Consider the following 19644-nt stretch of genomic DNA (forward strand, 5'->3'; position numbering starts at 1 on the left):
ACCCTAATATCTGGCAAAGGAAACGAATCTAACTTTTGTTTCCAGACACCATCGCAGAGTGTATTTCCAGCACTCTGTTTGCCTCGAGAGGTTCTTATGACAGCCTAGGATCTCTCGGGGCTTTTTTGCGCCTCTTAAACCCCACCTTATGTTGTATCCAACCCGTTAAAAACCACACAAATTGTACTTTTTAACTAGTTCACTAGATCGCGAATTCTGATTTAAGCAACTGATCACACAACCTCTTCCAAATTTTGGGTATAAAAGTATCAATACTTTCGTTAACTAGGATGTAAATAATGAAAAACTCGTTTGATCTCACCATGCCAAATGAAGAAGGATACTTTGGTGAATACGGTGGTAGCTTCGTGCCGCCGGAGCTTGAACAAATCATGCGTGACATCAACGCAGCTTATGAGGAATGCAGCAAAGATCCTGAATTTAAAGCGGAGCTCGCTCGCCTGTATAAGCACTTTGTTGGACGACCTAGCCCAATCTTCCATGCGGAAAACTTGTCTAAAAAATACGGAGCAGACATCTACCTAAAGCGTGAAGACTTAAATCATACAGGCGCACATAAAATTAACCACTGCTTAGGAGAAGCCATTCTCGCTAAAAAGATGGGTAAGAAGAAACTGATTGCAGAAACTGGCGCAGGACAACACGGTGTTGCGCTTGCTACAGCCGCGGCATTGGTTGGCTTGAAATGCGATATTTACATGGGTGAAGTTGATATCGCCAAAGAGCATCCGAATGTCGTCCGTATGAGAATCCTTGGTGCCAATGTCATCCCTGCTACTCACGGGCGCAAAACTCTCAAAGAAGCGGTTGATTCTGCCTTCGAAGCCTACCTAAAAGATCCTGACACACAACTTTATGCGATAGGCTCTGTCGTTGGCCCTCACCCATTCCCTAAAATGGTACGAGATTTCCAATCAATTATCGGTAACGAAGCACGAGTTCAATTCAAAGAAATGACAGGTAAGCTACCCAATAATCTCGTTGCATGTGTTGGGGGTGGATCTAATGCGATGGGGCTATTTACTGCTTTCTTAAACGATGAACAAGTCGCCATTCACGGCGTCGAGCCCGCGGGCCGCTCTTTGCAAAAGGTTGGCGAGCACGCTGCAACACTCACACTCGGTGAGCCAGGTATTATGCACGGATTTAAGTCTTACATGCTTAAAGATGAGCAAGGCGAACCACAGGAAGTCTATTCTGTAGCAAGTGGCTTAGATTACCCATCGGTTGGGCCTCAGCATAGTTACTTAAAAGACATTGGCCGTGTCAATTACGGCTCAATCACTGATGACGAAGCAATTGATGCATTCTTTGAACTGTCTCGCGAAGAGGGGATTATTCCAGCGATTGAATCCGCACACGCTGTCGCTTACGCGATTAAACTCGCGAAGCAAGGAGAAACTGGCTCAATTCTGATCAACTTATCCGGTCGCGGTGACAAAGACATTGATTTTGTCGTTGAACACTACGGCGCAAAATATGGCATTGAATCAATTATTTAGTCACGACTTCGTAGGCTAAATGTCTATACAAAAAGCTACCTATTACTAGGTAGCTTTTTGTTTGAGCCTTGCTTTCCCTACATGCGCTTTGAAGGCTTAACTACACAGTCCAAACCTTTTACTTTTGAGAAATAGGCATAGCTTGAGAAAGCCCTCTTACTTACCACTCCAACTAGTCCTTTAGAACATAATTCGATTAACCGATCAGAGCAGGAATACCCGGAAGCTGACCAACGACAGCAAGCGAACCTGCACAAACGATAAATGCAGTGCCAGGAATCAGGTATTTATCTTTTCTCGAGAGTTCGTTGGCACGCTCATGGTCGCCGATAAGTCCAAGGTTATCCAGCAGCATCGTGATTGCCCAGCCAAAGACTGGATTAACGAATGCACAGGCAAAAATACAGATACCGGCACTGAGTGAATCTTTATGCTTGTGGATCATCTGCATACCCGCTTCTAAAAGCGGTAAGAATACACCGACAATCAAAGCAACACGCAGAACAGGCTCCCACATCGCTAGATCCATAGGGTAACCAATTACCGCGGCGGCAATACACATGAAACCCGTTAACAGTGCGCCACCTGGAATAGGACGTTTGGCAATTGCGGCTGGAATCATGTACGTTCCCCAAGAAGAAGCTAGGTTTCCGCCCCCTAAGAGTGAGCCAACCCCCTGACGAACAGACGCTCCGACCATTGTGTCGTCGACATCCATGAGTACGCCTTTCGCTTCTTTTGGGTAGTTCAGTTCTTGAAACACACGATGGCCGAGATAATCAGGGGACCACATAGCGACTGCCAGTAGAGCAAATGGAGTCACGGCAATAAAGTGCTCTAAGGTTGGCCAACCTAGTTGCCAGCCTGTATCTTCACCCCACCAGTAGAATGGACTGAAATTAGGCAGGCCCGGTTCTGTGGTAAAAGCAAACTCAGCGCCCATCAAATAAGCAACAATACCCGCGAGTGCAGAACACAGTGGAATTGCCAACCAACGCTTGTTGATCTTAGCTAGATAGGCATAAACCATAACGGTTAGGCCTATGACCACAAACGAGATGTAACCTTGATCCGTACTAGCAGCCCACGCCTCAGTCTTATTAATCTGTCCGAGCAACCCAACAGCGCCTAGGTAGATCAATAACCCTCCTCGAACCCCAATGCCAGTCAAGGTCATGAGTTTAGAACCGCCTTTAGTCAAAGCGAGAATTAAGCCAAAAGCACATACCATCAAGCCAAGCGCCAGAGGATGCCCTCCTGCGGCAGCAATCATGGGAATCAGCGGTATCATTGGGCCGTGGGTACCGGCTAAGTTTGCGTTCGGGTTTAGGATGGCAGAAAACAAAATAACGAACAAAGCACCCGCGATAAGCAATTCGTAACGCACGTTTTCTGCAACGAACTCCGGAGATAAACCGAACTGAGCAGCAAATGCAGCAACCATGGCGGTGACCATCACCACTTTACCAATGGTTGCGGCTAATGCAGGCACCCAGTCTTCGATTTCAATACTGTAATCACGTGATGGCAAATGAATACCCCAGCGACGAAAGCTCATGATGGTTAAATCATGGTTTAGAAAGTCTTCACGACTTTCAAATTCATGCGGTTTTTTGCGCACATCCCTGTAAAAGGTCTTACTTGAGTCAGACATTGAGCTATCCTTTGTTATATTTCAACGTTGAACTATGCCAACTAGAGTTTCGCTTGGTATACAGACCAATACGAGACAACACCCACATCAAACATCGAGGCCACACCAAGAAAGTAGTATGGCTAATTTTTGATTTGAACCTATTAAGCATGTATTGCTATCGGTAGGAATATTAGACATTAGTAAAAGAACAACAAAAATCTCACTTATTACACAAAGATTTAACATTACATTAGAATACGCTGATCTTTAGTGAGAGTTTTTGAACAGCAATTCAAGAAGAGGAACAGCCGCAACTCCACCTGTGCTTTTCAAGGTAGAAAAAACATATCCGTATTCACACAGGTAATTGGTTAATTTTGCTCATGCAAGTACGCACTAACAACATCAAATCGAGTTGCAACCCAAACCATCGCTGCCTAACTATAGATATCTCTGTAATGTATACTTTGCTAAACTCCACCCTTTGATGAGTAAGGCCCCTAAAATGATGACTGACGAAGAAAGAATCGAACTGCAACGAAACAACCCACTGCACGGGTTAAAGCTAGAAACTATGTTGCAAGAGTTGGTGGATTTTTATGGCTGGGACATTCTAGATACAGCAATGCGCTTTAATTGCTTTAACACTAAGCCTTCGATTGCAAGTAGTGTGAAGTATTTAAAGAAGACCGAATGGGCGAGAGAAAAATTAGAAAACTTTTACCTTTATCGCTTTAAGCGCATGCCACGCGCAAGTGAAGAAGAATATGATTTACCACCGAGAGCTCGTACTTTCCCTCATGGTCTTGAACCTAAAGAGCCAATGCCGCTAACCGTTGACTCTATCCTCAAGTCACAAGCTAAAGCTGCATCCGCATTTAAAAAACGTTCACCTCGTGGACGTCCGACGCGTCGATAGTACATAACCTTGAAAAGCAATTGAGCCCTACTGGTAGCTCCAGCAAGGCTCTATTGTTCTTTAAAGAAATGGCTAGAAGCGAATACTCAAGCTAGTGCGCCCCCTTCTCCAGCGCCTCCCATAAGTAAACTCACATGTAGTTTACGTTTTCTATTGATTACGCTTTTTCTTCTTTTTCCCTGTACCTGCTGGCTTTGCACGCGGCTTCATCGGTAAAAAGTAGGCTTCACTTTGGTCGTCTTCCACTTCAAAGCCCTCTACCTGCTCACGTTCAAGTTGGAACTTATTTTTCTTTTCTATCACTTTGAAATGGTGATAGTCATCGTAATCGATAAGGGATAGCCCTAGACCCACTTCACCAGCACGACCACTACGACCGATTCGATGCATATAGTCAGCAGGACTACGCGGGAGATCGAAGTTAATCACCACTGGCAGCTTTTCAATATCAAGGCCACGTGCTGCGATATCGGTGGCAATAAGAACTTGAATCTCGCCAGACTTAAAACCGTCAAGTACACGAGTACGAGCACCCTGCCCTTTATCACCATGGAAAACTTCAGCAGTAATACCGCGTTTTGACAGCTTTTGAGCTAAATGGTTACAGGCATTCTTAGCATTCACAAAAATCAAAGTCTGTCGCCACTGATGCTGTTTGATTATGTGCGCGAGTACCGCCGTTTTCTCACCTTTATTTACACTAAACACGCGTTGCACCAAAGTGCTGGCTTCTGCGCTCTGCAACTGAACTTCAACAGGGGCGCGGAGCAAGTGCTGAGACAGCGTCGTGACTTTATCAGGGAAAGTAGCAGAAAATAGCAGCGTCTGTTTCTTCTCTGGCAGTAACGCAAGAATCTTATTGAGTTCTTCGGTAAATCCGAGGCTCAACATACGGTCAGCTTCATCGAGCACGAGCGTTTTTACTTGGTCCAACTTAATCGCGTTACTGGATACCAGATCAAGTAATCGACCCGGCGTAGCTACGATAATGTCACAGCCACCGCGAAGCGCCAGCATTTGTGGGTTCACCGATACACCACCAAATACGGCAACCGTTTTGATCTTATCTCTAAGGTGGTATGAGTAAGATTTGACGTTGTATGCCACCTGTGATGCCAGCTCACGAGTTGGAACTAAAATCAGGTGAGAAACGAAGTTACCACGGCGATGATTTGTTTCGTCTTGCTGAACAATTTTTTGCAGAATTGGCAGCGAAAAAGCAGCGGTTTTACCAGAGCCCGTATTGGCACCGCCAACAATATCTTTCCCTTCAAGGATATAAGGAATGGTATGAGATTGAATGGGCGTCGGTTGGCTGTATTCTAACGCTTCTAGTCGCTCGACTAAGGTTGGAATCAGACCAAGATCGGCAAATGTCGCTTGCTGTGTTTTATCTGTCATTACGATGAGTGGCTCAGTGCTAGTAAAGGCCGTGTATCTTATGCTATTTCGCGTCTGGATGTTAGCGATAATGGCCCAAACAGAATATTGGTGAGAGAAGCACTGTAGAGAGCAGGAATCTCCTTTCACTAACATGAGTTAATGGTTTCTATAACCCTCACGATGGTAGCGTTCGCGACGAACACTGGGAAAAAGGAGCCAGGCCAGTCTGACTCCTGTAAAGCCAAAACACATTGTATCTTGGAAAAATTAAGGTTGCAGAGACAGACCAACTCCGCTTGAAAGGCTTAATCATACTATCTAACCCTTCGGTTTTGAGAGCTCAATACAGCTTGAGAAAACTCCAGGTCACTAATGTCCATCGTTATCTATTTAGCTAATGTTGTGGACTCGGTTGTATAGATTACTTTAGCCCGATACCAGGTTCTTCTCAGTGTACGTTTGACTGCTGTAGCCACAATCGTTGCTGATGTCGTATATGGAAATACCTGTTGTCAGAAAGGTAACGCGCCAAGATGAGTAATGTTGCATATCATCCTCGTAAGCCCAATTCCTTCACGAGGTAGTAATGGAACAAATTAATTTGCCCCGATATCTGATATGTAGCTTCGCCTTTGTGTTGCTTTATCCTACGGCAATAGATCTCTACTTGGTTGCTTTACCACAAATCGCCAATGACTTGTCTGCGAGCGAATCACAACTTCATATTGCCTTTTCTATTTACCTCGCTGGTCTAGCATCGACGATGGTTTTTGTTGGGCGGGCTGCTGATTGTTTTGGACGCAAACCTGTTGCCATTTGCGGTGCAGTGATTTTTACCCTTGCATCAATGTTCGCGGGCTCTGCTGAGACCAGTAATAGCTTCCTAATAATGCGCTTTTTCCAAGGCGTAGGTGCCGCATGTTGCTATGTAGTGGCCTTTGCCATTTTGCGTGACACTTTAGGGGACCCAAAGCGAGCTAAGGTTCTATCGATGCTCAATGGAATTATCTGCTCTATTCCAGTACTTGCCCCCGTGATCGGCAATCTGATTATGATCAAGTTTCCGTGGCCAGTGTTATTCACTGCCATGGCGATGATGGGTATTGCGATAGGCTTAATTGCTTTCTTTGTCTTAAAAGAAACCTTGCCTAAAACCAAGCGCACACTTTTAGATGTGAGTGAAGATTCGAACGAATCACTATATAACCGTTTTTTTATATCGCGCGTTATTTACACATCTTTAGGAGTCACAGCGATTCTCTCTTATGTAAATACGTCACCAATGATAATAATGGATTCGATTGGCTTTACTCGAGGCGATTACTCAACAACGATGGCACTACTCGCAATGGTAGGTATGGCAACATCGTTTTCAGTACCATTTGCTCTGTCTTACTTCAAACAAACCACATTGATGTTCGCTGCACAAATGACCAATTTCCTGTCGGCTATCGTTATTCTCGCGGCTCACTTGAATAGCGATAGTCCGACACTTTATATGGTAGGATTCACTCTGCTCAGCATGAGTTTCCCTATGGGGTTTGGTGTGGCGATGAGTCAAGCGTTAAGCCAATTCTCACGCAAAGCTGGACTTGCAAGCTCTATGCTTGGCATAGGTCAGATTTCTTGGTCTGCACTTTACATTTGGTTGATGGCGACGTTAGGTGTGCCAGCTGTGATGATGTTAATGATAGCGTTGGTTGCTAGTAGCGTTATTGGACTCTCCATAATATTATTATTTCCAAATCAGAACGTTAGTAAGCATCATGAAGAAATCTCTTGCCCGACTTGATCTTAATTTACTGCTCACTCTGCAATTGCTACTGCAAGAGCAGAGTGTTACTAAAACGGCGAAAAAACTTAATGTAACTCCCTCAACCGTGAGTAAGTCTTTAGGCAAATTGCGCGCTTGGTTTGATGACCCGCTTTTTGTGAATACGCCGCAAGGCCTAAAGCCAACAAATCTCGCAACAAACGTGCAAGTGCTTTTGTCAGACTGGATGCAGATCGGTAACCAAATTGTTTCACACCGAGGTGATGATGCGCCAAGCGGGGTTAAATTTCATCTTGGAGTAGAGTCGCCATTGTCACTCATCATGGCGGATGAACTGACCAAACGAATCCATGATTTTTATCCAGACTCGACGGTAAAGTTCCATAACTGGGATTACGACTCGTTAGACGCCATTACCAGCGGTGAAGTGGATATTGGTTTTACTGGCCGTGAAAGCCATCCTCGCTCCAAAGAGTCGTTAGAACTGCTCCCGTATTTTATTAATTTCGAAGTGCTGTTCTCGGATTTACCTATGGTGTATGTCCGCAAGGATCATCCTGCACTCAAGCAAGAGTGGAATTTAGATACTTTCTTAAGCTATGCCCACATCAATGTAGCATGGGAGAAAAATGACAGTTGGGCATTGGATGAGATCTTGGCTGAGCAGGGACACACTCGAAACGTTAGCCTAACGATGGCGAGTTTCGAGCAAGCTTTATTTGTTGCAGAAAAGCCCGATCATCAAATGTTAACCACAGCACCAAAATATTGTCAGCGATACTGCGAACAGCTTCACCCCAACTTAATAGCGTTGCCTATCCCCATTGCGGAAGATTATCAGCACAAGCTACTGATTCCATTTACTATGATTTGGCACAAACGCAATAACAAGAACCCTAAAATCGTGTGGTTGAGGGAGACGATAAAGAGCCTGTATGGCACAAGTTGAACGGGTAATTTTGAAGTACATTTAAAGCAAAGAAATGAACATTCTCCCCCCTTTATGTTGTCAATAACCGTAGGAGTGTGGTCTTGCCTTCCATTAGATTAAATATTTTAAAATCTTAAAATCTTGAACTCTATTATCCACTTCGAAATTGATTTCAGCTCATTTGGGCAGAAAGAAGCTAGAAGCACTTGCTTATGTTGGGTGAGTAAATGTATGTAAAACCTCAGTACATAAAAACGAACCTAATTTAGGTAAGCTCTTGGCAACTATATGCCACGACTCGAAAAGTAACGCGTGGGTGAATCACCATAGACCCGACGAAACATAGCGATAAAGTTACTGGGTGTCGAATAACCCAAAGCATGTGCAACCGCTCCTACTGATTCTCCGCGAGCCATCATTTCTAACGAATGTATTAGCAGTGCTTGTTGCCGCCATTCACTAAACTCATGTTTAACTCACTTCGAATCAATCGTCTTAACGTCCGAGATGAGACTGCCCCGATCTTTGCCCAATGCTCCACAGAATATTTGCTGTTTGGGTCTATTAAAATCGCTTGAGTAACTTTTTGCAGTCTCGGATCTCTGGGCAGTGGGATGTGGAGTGACTCATGAGGGCTATTGACGATTTCATCGGATATTACGGCAAGAATACGTAAAGACTGTATGGATAGATCGTCTGTTTTGCTCCATATCGATGCCCTAACCGATAGGGCTTTCAACACATCGCTCATTTGGATCACACAAGGTCTCATTGGAAACCGCTCACAGCTCTCTGGAGTAAACAGTAATGAACGACCTTTCAGAGAACCACAAAAATAAACACTGTGCATCGCACCCGGGGGGATCCAACCAGCTCGGTGAGGTGGTAGTATCCACGCTCCTTCATCGGTTTTTACCTGTATTAGCCCTTCATCTATACACAGTAGCTGGCCTCGATGATGACTGTGCCAATTATGTGGCCGTTGCTCCAAATGGTTGAAGTCGCTCCTTTCATGCTGCCACTCCTTAGCGATCAGTGCGGCTCCATTTTTCCATTCGCTGTAGTCAGAGTTTGTCACTTTATTTACTCAATTCCATGTTGGCCATTATTCATTATTTTCTGTCCTCTTAACGTTACCATAGCAAGTTAGCGTTCGAGTAACATTTTAGCAACGACCATTTTATCGAAGGCAGAACCATCATGAACGAACCTATCTTTATTATCTATTACATTACAGCAGGCTTGGGCATTGGCTTTCTCGCTGGACTCGTTGGTGTGGGTGGTGGTGGAATGGCCGTCCCGATTTTTGCGTTTCTGTTTTCACTACAGGGAATAGCTGATACAGAAGTGGTCCATCTTGCGTTAGGGACATCAATGGCTTCGATGATTATTACAACATTGGGCAGCATGCGCGCTCACTACAAAAAAGAGAATGTAGACTCGACAATGGTAGTAAAAATGTTGAGCGGAGTTCTAGTCGGAACATTTTGCGCCACATTCGTAGCATCGTATCTACAGGGGATCTATCTGGCAGGTTTTTTCAGCGTATTCATGTTGTATGTTGCTTATAAGATGTTTCTCAACACTGAAAATGAGTACAACCCTAACCCACATGGGGCTATCGGTAATATCACTGTAGGCTCGGTGATTGGCTCTGTATCAGCACTTGTCTCTATAAGCGGTGCGGGGTTGATCATCCCCTATCTTGTCCAGCAAAATTTTGAGGTAAAACGTGCTATTGGTACCTCTGCTGCGATAGGTTTCTCTATCGCGCTGTCAGGAAGCCTCGGTTACATGTTAAACGGATGGGGAAACACAGATTGGAACAACTTAGTATTAGGATACATATACCTTCCTGCAATGCTCAGCTTCTCCATTAGTAGCTACTTAACTACTAGCCTCGGCGTGCGTTGTGCAGAGTATTTCCCAAATAAAGTTCTTAAGAAAATCGTTGGTATTTTGTGTGTTCTTCTGAGTTTTAAAATGCTGGTACAAGTACTTAATTAGGGCAAGTAATACAGTCATCAGTATGTCTTGCAATATGTTGTGGGGACAAGCCTGAAAAACTTACTTCTCGCTTTGCAGGTCCAAGCACACAATGTGTAAGAAAGCTCCGCATTGTTGCACTCTTATGACTTTGTTAAGCCAGCCAGAATTACATCCAACATTTGTTGGTGATTATCCTTTCTGGAAACCTCGTCACGCTCCTGGCAAAGTGCTTCCTCCCCTTCTGATGCGAGAATTTTAATGCCACGCTCAGTACATTCTGCGAACGCACTAAACTGACTCGCACTGGGAATCTCTTGAAATGTCACATTGGGAAGAGCAACAAGTGATTCGGCTGGTGTCAGTGCGGGATGTAGCCGATCAGAAAGCGTCACCACGGTGATAGCATTGTTCATCAAGGCCAGAGTTTCATGGACAAAAGTTTTCGTTAGCTCAGGGTTGATAACGACGACCGATTTCAGTTTGCTTTCAGACTGAAATCGGGGGAATTTTTGATCCGGGATGTTGGTAATATCAACGTTATTTTCACGTAACCAATGACAGTCTACATTGGTGACGTTGTGGCACGATGTTCGATATTTTTCCGGGCTTATTTGCGCTCCGGAGAGCATCAGCATAGATGTCCCGCCCAGAAAAAAGCCGACACCCTGCACTGCATCAGTATCTACGCCTCCGGACAGTATCCCGACCGAACTTAATTCGTTCAGCCCAAGCACCAAATCACTGGTTCTGAATGTGATTTCATCAACAGCCATTTCTGCATTGATTTCGTTCGGTGCAGGAGGCTTTGGTACAACAACGACATAACCTTGTTGCGCCAGGCTCGAGGCTATCCAACCACTATGGGAAAATGCTGACCGTGTTCCGCCCTGCGACAAAAGCACAACGGGAAATTTTCCACTTGCTAAAGGGGCATCTAACTGCGTTTCGACTGACTTAAAAATGTTACCCCTACCAAACGTGAAGTTGGTTTTTCCGTTCGTTGTGGGATACCAGTAGTAGACTTCCACAGGCTTGTCTCTGTCTTCACTGAATACCGTTTTGACTGTTAGCGCAGAATGGTATTTCGGCTCATTCGTACTGGCGCTAACACTGACACACAATGAAGTGAGTAGAAACGACATTATTATTTTGGTTTTCATTTTTACCCAGCCGATCAATACATTACTCTGCACGGCATCTAGAAAAATAACGCGCAGGAGATTCTCCATATATTTTGCGAAACATAGCAATAAAGTTACTCGGAGTCGAGTAACCCAAAGCAAGTGTCTGCTTTGAACTACGCCAGCAAGCTTTTGGACAAAAGTTACTTAGAGTAATCACTTAAATTACGAAAATGCGCATAACTTTAGGTATGAGAAAGTCGCTTAGTGAAATGTCCAGTTTCGTAGGTGCGGATCACAATCCGATGCACTACTCGTTGCGCCAACACTGCATTACTCATTGACTGATGCGAGTGGAGACAGACTCATCATTGAGCATGACAAAGATGGTGTGAAACTCTATCGAGGAGAAGCTAACGCTGTGATGACCAACCAGCCATCTGTTGCCAAGCATCAAGAGAACTGGAGACCCAATGTTAATTTGGACTTTTCTACTGTAGATAGCCAAACCCAATACGGAAACAGGGGAAGAATCAACCCTGAAGACCGATATCTTCATGCTAATTATTTCCTAAACCAATTAGAGGCGCCTACGTCCGCTATAAATGGGATGCTAAAATTAGCCTCTGTCGCATACAACATACCGCATGATGCTAATAACAGAGTAATTGATGGAGAAATGACCGGCTATGCCACTGAATATCAAGTCACCATTGATGTAACCAATGGTGATACTGTATTCCAGTATAAGTGGGGAGACAATTGGTCTCATCAGGAGTGGAATATGTATGAGATCTTAGAAAAAGGCGAAAAGATAAAAGTCGACTTAGACAAGTAAATATAGTGGCAAGTCATAACAACTTGCCGCTAGACACTTATTTACCTGAGAGTTGCTTTGCTGCTTCTCTTAAGTAACCCGGGGCGTGATCATCACGGTCGTTCGGCGAGGTCGCAAAAACGATAGCAACGAAGTCTCGGGCTGGGTCAACGTAAATGCCTTGGTGCATATTACCGTGCTTAAACATAGCGCCATCAGCAAACACTGCATCCCATTGCGCTGAGTTACGCTCTGCCTTCTCACCGAACCAATCAGCTGAGTAGCCTTGCTCAGTCGTGCCTTGATATGCTTCTGGTTGACCTAGCGTCTGAATATTTTTCAGCAGTTCATCACTAATAACCTTAGAGTCTGATACCTTATTCCAGCTTGGGGTATAGATCATCGCATACTTAAGCATGTCTTCTGGTGTTGTACTGTTAAAGCCACCCGCTACCGCAGTACCATTTGCCGCAAGACCCACTGAGTACGGGCCGGCTACACCAACCTTCGACCAAACTTTCTCATTAAACAAATCTACCCATTTTTTGTTGGTCGCTTGCTCAACGGCTAACACTAAAGCTTGAGTAACAGCTGTGGAGTATTGGAATTTATCTCCTGGATTCAGTCCCTCAACCGGCTTAACGGTTTTTAACTTTTCAATCCAAGTATCACCTACAGGGGTAAACAATGAAGAAAAAAACTTTTCAATCCAACTAGTTGGATCGGAGAAGGCGGCCGTAGTTTCTTCCAGATCAAGAGCTGTAGACATGTTCAGTGCGTTGCGAACACTCACTTTCTCCCATTCAGTACCCTTTAGCTCTGCCACGTAAGAAGTGATTGGCTTATCTAGGTCCAACACACCTTCTTGTGCAAGCATCATTGCGACTGTACCCACTGTCGTCTTCGAAGTAGACATCCAAATATGCTGATCATTAGGGTTCATACCAGGATACGCTTCATAAACGACTTTACCTTTATGAGCCATCATTACCGCTTGCACACGGCTTTGGTCGCTGTGAACAAACTCATCAAGTGTTTTGGAGGTAGAGCCATCTTTGTATTGGTATGTCAAATTAGAAAGCTGAGGTTTAATATCACGCTCTAAATCTCGTACAGGATGCGTTGGAAGCACGGTATCCACTGGGAAGAAAGAAGAAAAATGCATATTAATATACACGCCATCGTCACCAGCAGCCTGCCAATTTGGCACACTAAAACGATTACGGATTGTTTGAGCTTCTTGAAATGAAAGTGGCTCTTTTGCCTTGGAAATTGGCGTCGTTTGCTCTGTGATACCACTGATATAAAGGTCGCTTGTTGCAAGCGCAGACATTGATGGCAATGCGGCAAAAGCCGTACACAAGGCAATCACTAAAGGTGTTTCTGACATTTTCATTATTTAAAGGTTCCTAGTTTCTATTCATGGTGGCTTTGATCACTACTCCAAAGAATAAAAAAGCATAAGAGGCGAGTATTGTTTCTACTTTACCAATAGCAATAGCAATAGAGTGTGAGTCTATGGTTAATCCTAAGTATTAAGGAACAATATCCCAACTCGTATTCAGAGGACTTGATCATTCAAAAACGGCTTTGTTGCGTAATTAAGTTTAGAGACAGAGCTGCCCCATTTCGTGTATTTCTTAGTCAAGACGATAAGTTTCAGGCATACCTAACCCTGTAAGCTTGTTCAACGCTTTTATCATCGCGTAAGTTTCACCCACCTGTGCATTGTAATTTCTTAAGCTCAGTTGCCCTCCTAGCAACTGTTTAACTCGATACATCAATGTTTCAGAGAGTGAACGTTTGTGATATCTATACCGCTTTTATGAAATTTATCAGCATATTGTGTCGGAGTTAATTCAGGCAGAGAGATGAAGAACCCGTATTGCTATTTGATCGCAAACTCTCCTCGACGATACACATTTTTGTTGCACTGACTGGTGTTCAAGATACCAACACTGGAGCCGTACTAATGAGCCAGCTGTTTCAGCGAGTCTAGACAACGCTGATAGTCTCGATAAAACTGTCCCATCGCTATGTGAATATTCTTCATATCTTCACGATAGTGCAGCGTGTTCAAGTCAAAAGCATAGTCATTCAACGAAACTAGCTCCTCTGCGATCTCTATGGGGTTGGCGTCGCGTGGATAGATCGACTCAATGATATCGATAGATGGAATGTCGCTGTCACTCTTGCGCAACTCAATACGCTGTTTCTGTGCTCTCAACAAGTTGGGGTTGCGCTCAAGCAACTGAATATAGGTCGATAGCTTCGAGAGAGTTTGCCGTTTGATGGCATTTAGCTGTTGCGAAATGTAGGCATCATCTAAAGGTGCGTGATTAAGCACTGTGCTTCTCACCTTGCGTCAATCACTGCTGTGCTTTTCTAACAACTCCATTCTCTCCCATATGACCTGCTGCAATTTAGATGCTTTTAATCTAGCAGTATTGAGTGAACGAGTGGATAGCGATTTCTTTATTTCACGCCCATTTGGGAAAAAAGATCGAAATCGGGCGGGAATTTGATAACGGAAGTACCAGATACCTGAAGAAGAACGTTGAGTAAGATAGCGCATGTTTAGTACCACTATTTAGTACCAATCGCTTTCTGAGCTATATTTGTAGGGTAATTACTTGATAAGTAGGGGTAAAGCAGGAGCTGTGATGCTTGCAAGATAAGTCTTCATAGTGTGAACCAACTATCAACGAGTTAAAGGACTACTTGCGACATAAGTTCGCATAACATTGCATCAAAAGTCTGCAAACTTTAACAATAACCCAAATCCAACGTTGTAAAATTACCACACCCCAATTAATCCTCTAGAAGACATAGCGGACAACATAGCGGACATATGTGTAACAAAATTTTGGACATTTCCGTGTCAGTGACATTACTTATTTAGCAAACCATGAATAACCATGGGTATGAAAAATAGGTATGAGAGCCAACGCAAGCAGTAAACTTGCGCTAGCTAAAGACTCTGTCTGATTAAGTAAAACTTAGAAGATTATTATAGGCTCTCAACACTATATTTTTCATATTCCTCCCTATAGAGGCCTTCGGATTCATCTTTAAACTGTTGACGTTTTTCAAATAAATCTAACAACTTTTCGCTTACACTTTTATAAATAATCGCATGAGCCTGATTTCTAATTTTGGCCTCATCGTAATCTTCAATTGAAAAATCATCTTCCAAGGATAGGTTTACCAAATGAAGCAAGGCTGTCTTATCAAGCTTGTCAATAACTTCATAAGTATCGTCATCTTTTAAGAAGTAACCTTGGTTATTATCAATTTTTAATGCTTGCATATCCGCCTCTTCGTTCATTATAAGAATTCTCGCCAGCTTCTAGAGAATTCATTGTTATGTCAAAATTGTCTATTGATTTCCCATCAACAGAACTTAGGTGGACATTTGATGGATGCCCAGAATACCTGCGGTATATGATTTTTCCATCTTCAATTTCCTTAGATGTATAAACTATATAATCAGGTTTTATAGAGGCTCCTACAGTATTGTTGTGGGTTACGACAACAACAGGCATTGTCTTAGAAAGATCTTTAAGAATCTGATTTACCTCACCTTTTAAGAATAGGTTATCAAAAGATGATTCGGGTTCATCTATCAGCAAATAGTCGAAATTCTGTGCATCTTTAATTTCTTGAAGTAATCTAAATTCAGACCTTTCACCTCCAGAAACCGCAAAGCCATCTTTGTTTAGGATTTCATACTCTATACACGTAAAATATTTATATAATTCAGATGGAGTCAAAGCCTCGTTATTTCTCAACTCAACTAAATAGTTATATGGTGATAGATATTGGTCAAACGCATCTTTAAAAGCGGTTTTCACTCCACTAACGTTTTTTACTTCACCAGCACCATTAAAAGGACGTTGCTTACAAATAACTGTAAAATTTTGCACATACTCTTTTTGAATTACTTTATCTTCTTGCAAGAGCTTTGTGATCTCATTAAATCTTTTAACCTTTTGGTGTTCCGAAATTACTTTGTATAAATCAACATCTTTAATTTGTGTTGATGATGAGCGAAGTTGAAGTTTATTCTTTACATCTCTCACTATATCGTTGACTACGCCTTTCTTTTTCCTATCAAGACTCTTGCTTCGGAATATTTTTATAAGCTCACAAATAAGTGCTTTTAGCCCATTTAAGTTAACATGTTTATCAATGACAGCTCTGTACTCTGTATTATCAATGAGCAGTCGAGTAGAGTTGATAAGATCACTGAGACCTTTATCATCAGTGATATCAAAAAGGCTTTCATTAAACAGAGAGGATTTTGAAAATGCATCACGTTTTCCTGCATCGTCAGCTAGTTTCATCAAGCTGTCGAGGTAGTCAGATACCTTACGTCTGTTTTGCTCGATGTCGATGTCGATTACATCATCCAGCACGCCCTTAAAGGCGCTCAGATACTTGTCCGAAAAATTACTTTTTTCTCTAGCAAGTCCCTGATTAAACTCTCTATCATAACTAGCATCATCCCGCTGAACGAGAGAAAATTGAGGTATATATTTTACATTCTCACACTCTTGGTGAATTCGGTTAAGCGTAACAGTCTTACCCGAAGAACGCATTCCAAGAATGATATTAAGACCAGTAGACAAATGCAGACCATCGTCAAAGACTTGAAAAAGTCGGTTACCATCAGATTCTGACAGTGCAACTTTTGTTCTGTCCCTCAAACTCGATTTAATTGACTTTAAGGTAACCTCCCCACAATCGATATAAGTTTGACGTGGAGGAAATGTACGCAACCCTTCTTTGATCCTTACGTCACTGAATAAAACAGGTGTTAATTCAGAGTCGTCTTTACAAAGACGAATAAACTTTTTAGGGCTATCAACCTCTCCAACTGAAATGTAATCGCTTAGCTCACTAAGGCTACGCTTTGATAGAGATGGCTTTTTATCGTAGTGAGGAATAATCAAATATTTATTAAGATCGCCAAAGATTTCATGCAGGTCACTTGTAGATATAGAATCACCAATATTTCTGATTCTTTTAGTAACCTCCATAGTCTTGAGCTGAAAGTCTTCTAGGTCTTGATTTTCTGAGATAAGAAGAACGTGACCATTGTCGAGATTAATTTCTATTCCTGGAAACACTACGCAATCGACAGCACTATCAATTTGATAAAATTGTTCTAAATCGAACATATCATGATTTGTGATAGCTATTGCGTCCAGTTTTGCCGTCGAAATATACTCACACAACTTAGATAATGAAAATGTAAAATCAGCATCGCTAATTGTTGAAACTGTGTGCAAGTGGAGATCAATTTTTTTCAAGTTTAACTCCGCATATTAATGAAAAGATAACCCCAACACTGATAGCTATCTATGTTGATTTAGTTATGAAATTGAGTATGCTGAACGGCCCTTCCATGCTCAAAAAACGACATAACGCTCTGTACATTGGCTAACATTGAACCACCATCCACATTATCAGTAATTTAAACTAATTGCATAATAACTTTATTGCATTAGCTGTGGCTTGCTTTGTATCAAACCCTATAACCATGCTGAGATTTACCCCCGTAGGGTTAGCAGTGAACAGCGCTATAAGAATGGATAAGTTTTGGTAAAGCAAACACACATTAACAGCATGTGAATGAGTAAAAGGTCTAGCGTACAAAGGGGCAAAGACGTGCTAGCGGTGATCGTGCTGCACTGCTTGCTGACTAATGAAGTAAGCAAGTCAAAGTAGCAAAATGAGACTTCGTAAACGCCGTAAAGTAATAAGTTAGGCTAACCTTACGGTTTGTTTTTCTCAGCGTTTTTAGGTCGCAACGGAGTTCTTTCATGAGCAATGGTCCAATCATCGTATCCCCCGAAAGCAGCGTTCAGAGGCTTCAACGAGTCGAGTTGCAGGCAACAGGTACCTACGATGAGAAGTGGTTACAGCAACTTATCTTTGCCAACGCTGACCTATTACCCTTTTATGAGATTGATGCGGACTATACCGGTGCGGTACCAGTGTGTATGGAGCTTGCCACTAAGTCGGGTCGAGTGGACTGCATCTATGTGACGCCATCGGGCCGATTGGTCATCGCGGAAACCAAACTCTATCGGAATCCTCAATCTCGTAGAGAAGTGATTGGACAGATACTCGATTACGCTAAAGACTTGATGAATTGGAGCTACGACGAACTTGATACTAAGGTTTGTGCAATTAATGGTGGTCTGTCGCTTTTTGAATTGGTTAAGGCGGATGGCCATGAAGTATTAGAAGCCTCATTCATTGATACAGTCCAGCGAAACCTCTCAAAAGGCCGCTTCTTATTATTGGTCGTGGGTGATGGTATTCGAGAGGGGGCTTTTGAGATAAAGGACTTTCTTAATACCTATGCATCAATGGAGTTTTCTTTTGCCATGGTTGAAGTGCAGATCTTCCACATGCCAGGCGAACAACTACTCGTGAATCCTCAAGTGATGCGCAAAACTGAAATTACTGAGCGCCGAGTGATTTTGATTAATCAAGTAAGTAGTGAAGTTACTGAGAAACTTGAATCCAACAACGAGCAAAATGAATCAGCCACAAACAAAGGTTCTGGTCAATCCTATGAGTATTGGAGTGCATTGCTTGATTATCTTGAGCTTGATGACACTAGTGTAAGGTTACCAACCCCTTCGACTAAGGGGCACTTATGGTTCGAGTTACCACCAAGGGCACACAATAGTTGGATAACAACTTACCGATCTAAACCCAATGAGGTGGGTGTCTTTGTGAGATTCAGAAATGACGCACTTGGACAATACTTGTTTGAGTACCTGTATGCTAGGCGAGAGTCATTGATGCCACTATTGCCGGAGGACTCTGAATTTGTCCCAGAGAAGCTAAAAATCTCGCTACCTGTAATAACTCTTGACTGGCAGAACGAGGAGTCTTGGAAAGAAGCGTTTGATTTCTACCAGTTGCGTTTAAATCAAATTTACCCCATCGTTAAACCTTTGCTGCTGCAAGCGCTAAATGCGTATGAAAATTAACGACGTTTAAAAGCATAAGATGATAGTCCTCCGACTTACCAGACACTACACAGATAAGTGAAAGTAGGTCAAACCACCTCACTGTGATTTGTGAGGTTGAGCGTCACTGGCACGGAATGGGGAAAAGGTGTGTTGCAGTTCTTAAATGGGGAAGTGTTTTTCCTCATATTCCTCAACCAATGCAGCTAGCCTTTCAAGTTTACAAATTAGTCTTATATTTGCTCTATCGAAAGGTATTGAGGTTACTTACCTTGGCGAGATTTTTTAAAGTGCTCAATACCGTGTTGTATACGACATTCAACACTTGTGCTGTTTCCCTAACTCCAGAGCTATTCATTGACATATCGACAATTTTTTCTTTTACATCTGGCTTGCGGGCTTCGTAAACTTAATCGAGTTCAAAGCCCTTTCGACACTCGATACAGCTGAAACGAGGAAAGCCAGAATGCCCTTTTCCATGTTCACGGACGGGCTCTGTTTTATTACAGAAACGACATTGAACTTGGATAGTAGCCATGAGTTAAAAAACATTAGAAAT

At 42.8% G+C, this 19644-nt stretch carries 16 protein-coding genes and 3 pseudogenes; 7 read left to right on the forward strand and 12 right to left on the reverse strand.

Annotated features, from left to right (window positions below):
* The first annotated feature begins 299 nt into the window (after positions 1-299).
* Positions 300-1523 carry a tryptophan synthase subunit beta gene (trpB, locus tag FKN08_RS08910; protein WP_170891892.1) on the forward strand — a complete coding sequence of 408 codons (1224 nt, stop codon included), beginning with the start codon at positions 300-302 and terminating at the stop codon, positions 1521-1523.
* Between the two features lie 196 nt (positions 1524-1719).
* On the opposite strand, the gene FKN08_RS08915 is transcribed toward trpB, so the two are convergent.
* Positions 1720-3177 (reverse strand): DUF3360 domain-containing protein, encoded by a 1458-nt coding sequence (locus tag FKN08_RS08915; RefSeq protein WP_005391067.1) that lies wholly within the window; start codon positions 3175-3177, stop codon positions 1720-1722.
* Positions 3178-3664: 487 nt separating this feature from the next.
* On the opposite strand from FKN08_RS08915, the gene FKN08_RS08920 reads away from it, so the two are divergent.
* Positions 3665-4078: a VF530 family DNA-binding protein gene (locus tag FKN08_RS08920; protein WP_005391068.1), complete on the forward strand. Its 414-nt coding sequence runs from the start codon at positions 3665-3667 to the stop codon at positions 4076-4078.
* Positions 4079-4228: 150 nt separating this feature from the next.
* Here the strand turns inward: FKN08_RS08920 and FKN08_RS08925 are convergent, their stop codons facing one another.
* A complete protein-coding gene (locus tag FKN08_RS08925; protein WP_170891894.1) occupies positions 4229-5479 on the reverse strand; it encodes a DEAD/DEAH box helicase in 1251 nt (416 codons plus the stop codon).
* Positions 5480-5887: 408 nt separating this feature from the next.
* Entirely contained in the window at positions 5888-6010 is a 123-nt protein-coding gene (locus tag FKN08_RS23900; protein ID WP_272870789.1) for a hypothetical protein, read from the reverse strand.
* Between the two features lie 37 nt (positions 6011-6047).
* Between FKN08_RS23900 and FKN08_RS08930 the strand changes: the two genes are divergently transcribed.
* Together FKN08_RS08930 and yidZ are read left to right on the forward strand one after the other, a co-directional pair.
* Positions 6048-7253, forward strand: coding sequence for an MFS transporter (locus tag FKN08_RS08930; protein ID WP_272870790.1), 1206 nt, complete (start codon positions 6048-6050; stop codon positions 7251-7253).
* On the forward strand, positions 7228-8184 hold the full coding sequence (gene yidZ, locus FKN08_RS08935) for an HTH-type transcriptional regulator YidZ (protein WP_109169090.1): 957 nt from the start codon (positions 7228-7230) through the stop codon (positions 8182-8184). The genes FKN08_RS08930 and yidZ overlap by 26 nt, the downstream gene beginning before the upstream one ends.
* Positions 8185-8450: 266 nt before the next feature.
* Here yidZ and FKN08_RS23800 read toward each other — a convergent pair whose 3' ends face one another.
* Together FKN08_RS23800 and FKN08_RS08940 are read right to left on the reverse strand one after the other, a co-directional pair.
* Entirely contained in the window at positions 8451-8585 is a 135-nt protein-coding gene (locus FKN08_RS23800) for a helix-turn-helix domain-containing protein (protein ID WP_345739912.1), read from the reverse strand.
* Positions 8586-8599: 14 nt separating this feature from the next.
* Positions 8600-9244 carry an AraC family ligand binding domain-containing protein gene (locus FKN08_RS08940; RefSeq protein ID WP_282136963.1) on the reverse strand — a complete coding sequence of 215 codons (645 nt, stop codon included), beginning with the start codon at positions 9242-9244 and terminating at the stop codon, positions 8600-8602.
* Between the two features lie 122 nt (positions 9245-9366).
* On the opposite strand from FKN08_RS08940, the gene FKN08_RS08945 reads away from it, so the two are divergent.
* Positions 9367-10173 (forward strand): sulfite exporter TauE/SafE family protein, encoded by an 807-nt coding sequence (locus FKN08_RS08945; protein WP_170891896.1) that lies wholly within the window; start codon positions 9367-9369, stop codon positions 10171-10173.
* Between the two features lie 122 nt (positions 10174-10295).
* Here the strand turns inward: FKN08_RS08945 and FKN08_RS08950 are convergent, their stop codons facing one another.
* Entirely contained in the window at positions 10296-11297 is a 1002-nt protein-coding gene (locus tag FKN08_RS08950; RefSeq protein ID WP_249373397.1) for a hypothetical protein, read from the reverse strand.
* Positions 11298-11598: 301 nt separating this feature from the next.
* On the opposite strand from FKN08_RS08950, the pseudogene FKN08_RS08955 reads away from it, so the two are divergent.
* Positions 11599-12114, forward strand: a pseudogene (locus tag FKN08_RS08955) (linear amide C-N hydrolase); the annotation flags it as partial.
* 37 nt (positions 12115-12151) lie between these two features.
* On the opposite strand, the gene FKN08_RS08960 reads toward FKN08_RS08955, so the two are convergent.
* The 5 genes and pseudogenes from FKN08_RS08960 to FKN08_RS08980 all read right to left on the reverse strand — a co-directional run bounded on the left by FKN08_RS08960 (position 12152) and on the right by FKN08_RS08980 (position 17408).
* Positions 12152-13489: a serine hydrolase domain-containing protein gene (locus FKN08_RS08960; protein ID WP_170891900.1), complete on the reverse strand. Its 1338-nt coding sequence runs from the start codon at positions 13487-13489 to the stop codon at positions 12152-12154.
* 244 nt (positions 13490-13733) lie between these two features.
* Positions 13734-13916 (reverse strand): annotated as a pseudogene (locus FKN08_RS08965) (IS5/IS1182 family transposase); the annotation flags it as partial.
* A 146-nt stretch (positions 13917-14062) separates the two neighbouring features.
* The gene (locus FKN08_RS08970) at positions 14063-14440 is read right to left on the reverse strand and encodes a hypothetical protein (RefSeq protein ID WP_053808948.1); all 378 of its coding nucleotides are present in this window, start codon (positions 14438-14440) and stop codon (positions 14063-14065) included.
* Positions 14441-15103: 663 nt separating this feature from the next.
* On the reverse strand, positions 15104-15403 hold the full coding sequence (locus FKN08_RS08975; protein ID WP_053313657.1) for a hypothetical protein: 300 nt from the start codon (positions 15401-15403) through the stop codon (positions 15104-15106).
* Positions 15384-17408 carry a PHP domain-containing protein gene (locus tag FKN08_RS08980; RefSeq protein ID WP_170891902.1) on the reverse strand — a complete coding sequence of 675 codons (2025 nt, stop codon included), beginning with the start codon at positions 17406-17408 and terminating at the stop codon, positions 15384-15386. The genes FKN08_RS08975 and FKN08_RS08980 overlap by 20 nt, the downstream gene beginning before the upstream one ends.
* A 513-nt stretch (positions 17409-17921) precedes the next feature.
* On the opposite strand from FKN08_RS08980, the gene FKN08_RS08985 reads away from it, so the two are divergent.
* Positions 17922-19106: a hypothetical protein gene (locus FKN08_RS08985; protein ID WP_170891904.1), complete on the forward strand. Its 1185-nt coding sequence runs from the start codon at positions 17922-17924 to the stop codon at positions 19104-19106.
* A 249-nt stretch (positions 19107-19355) separates the two neighbouring features.
* Here the strand turns inward: FKN08_RS08985 and FKN08_RS23805 are convergent.
* Positions 19356-19623: pseudogene (locus FKN08_RS23805) on the reverse strand (IS1-like element transposase); the annotation flags it as partial.
* Positions 19624-19644 lie beyond the last annotated feature (21 nt).

It is taken from the genome of Vibrio sp. 1-2 (7-a) (assembly GCF_013048515.1).
In the GTDB taxonomy this organism is placed as follows: Bacteria; Pseudomonadota; Gammaproteobacteria; order Enterobacterales; family Vibrionaceae; genus Vibrio; species Vibrio diabolicus.

Bases quoted from the DNA above. Each gene is read 5' to 3' on its own strand.
- trpB (WP_170891892.1), top strand. From the start codon at position 300: ATGAAAAACTCGTTTGATCTCACCATGCCAAATGAAGAAGGATACTTT.
- FKN08_RS08915 (WP_005391067.1), bottom strand. From the start codon at position 3,177: ATGTCTGACTCAAGTAAGACCTTTTACAGGGATGTGCGCAAAAAACCG.
- FKN08_RS08920 (WP_005391068.1), top strand. From the start codon at position 3,665: ATGATGACTGACGAAGAAAGAATCGAACTGCAACGAAACAACCCACTG.
- FKN08_RS08925 (WP_170891894.1), bottom strand. From the start codon at position 5,479: ATGACAGATAAAACACAGCAAGCGACATTTGCCGATCTTGGTCTGATT.
- FKN08_RS23900 (WP_272870789.1), bottom strand. From the start codon at position 6,010: ATGCAACATTACTCATCTTGGCGCGTTACCTTTCTGACAACAGGTATT.
- FKN08_RS08930 (WP_272870790.1), top strand. From the start codon at position 6,048: ATGGAACAAATTAATTTGCCCCGATATCTGATATGTAGCTTCGCCTTT.
- yidZ (WP_109169090.1), top strand. From the start codon at position 7,228: ATGAAGAAATCTCTTGCCCGACTTGATCTTAATTTACTGCTCACTCTG.
- FKN08_RS23800 (WP_345739912.1), bottom strand. From the start codon at position 8,585: ATGATGGCTCGCGGAGAATCAGTAGGAGCGGTTGCACATGCTTTGGGT.
- FKN08_RS08945 (WP_170891896.1), top strand. From the start codon at position 9,367: ATGAACGAACCTATCTTTATTATCTATTACATTACAGCAGGCTTGGGC.
- FKN08_RS08950 (WP_249373397.1), bottom strand. From the start codon at position 11,297: ATGTCGTTTCTACTCACTTCATTGTGTGTCAGTGTTAGCGCCAGTACG.
- FKN08_RS08960 (WP_170891900.1), bottom strand. From the start codon at position 13,489: ATGAAAATGTCAGAAACACCTTTAGTGATTGCCTTGTGTACGGCTTTT.
- FKN08_RS08975 (WP_053313657.1), bottom strand. From the start codon at position 15,403: ATGCAAGCATTAAAAATTGATAATAACCAAGGTTACTTCTTAAAAGAT.
- FKN08_RS08985 (WP_170891904.1), top strand. From the start codon at position 17,922: ATGAGCAATGGTCCAATCATCGTATCCCCCGAAAGCAGCGTTCAGAGG.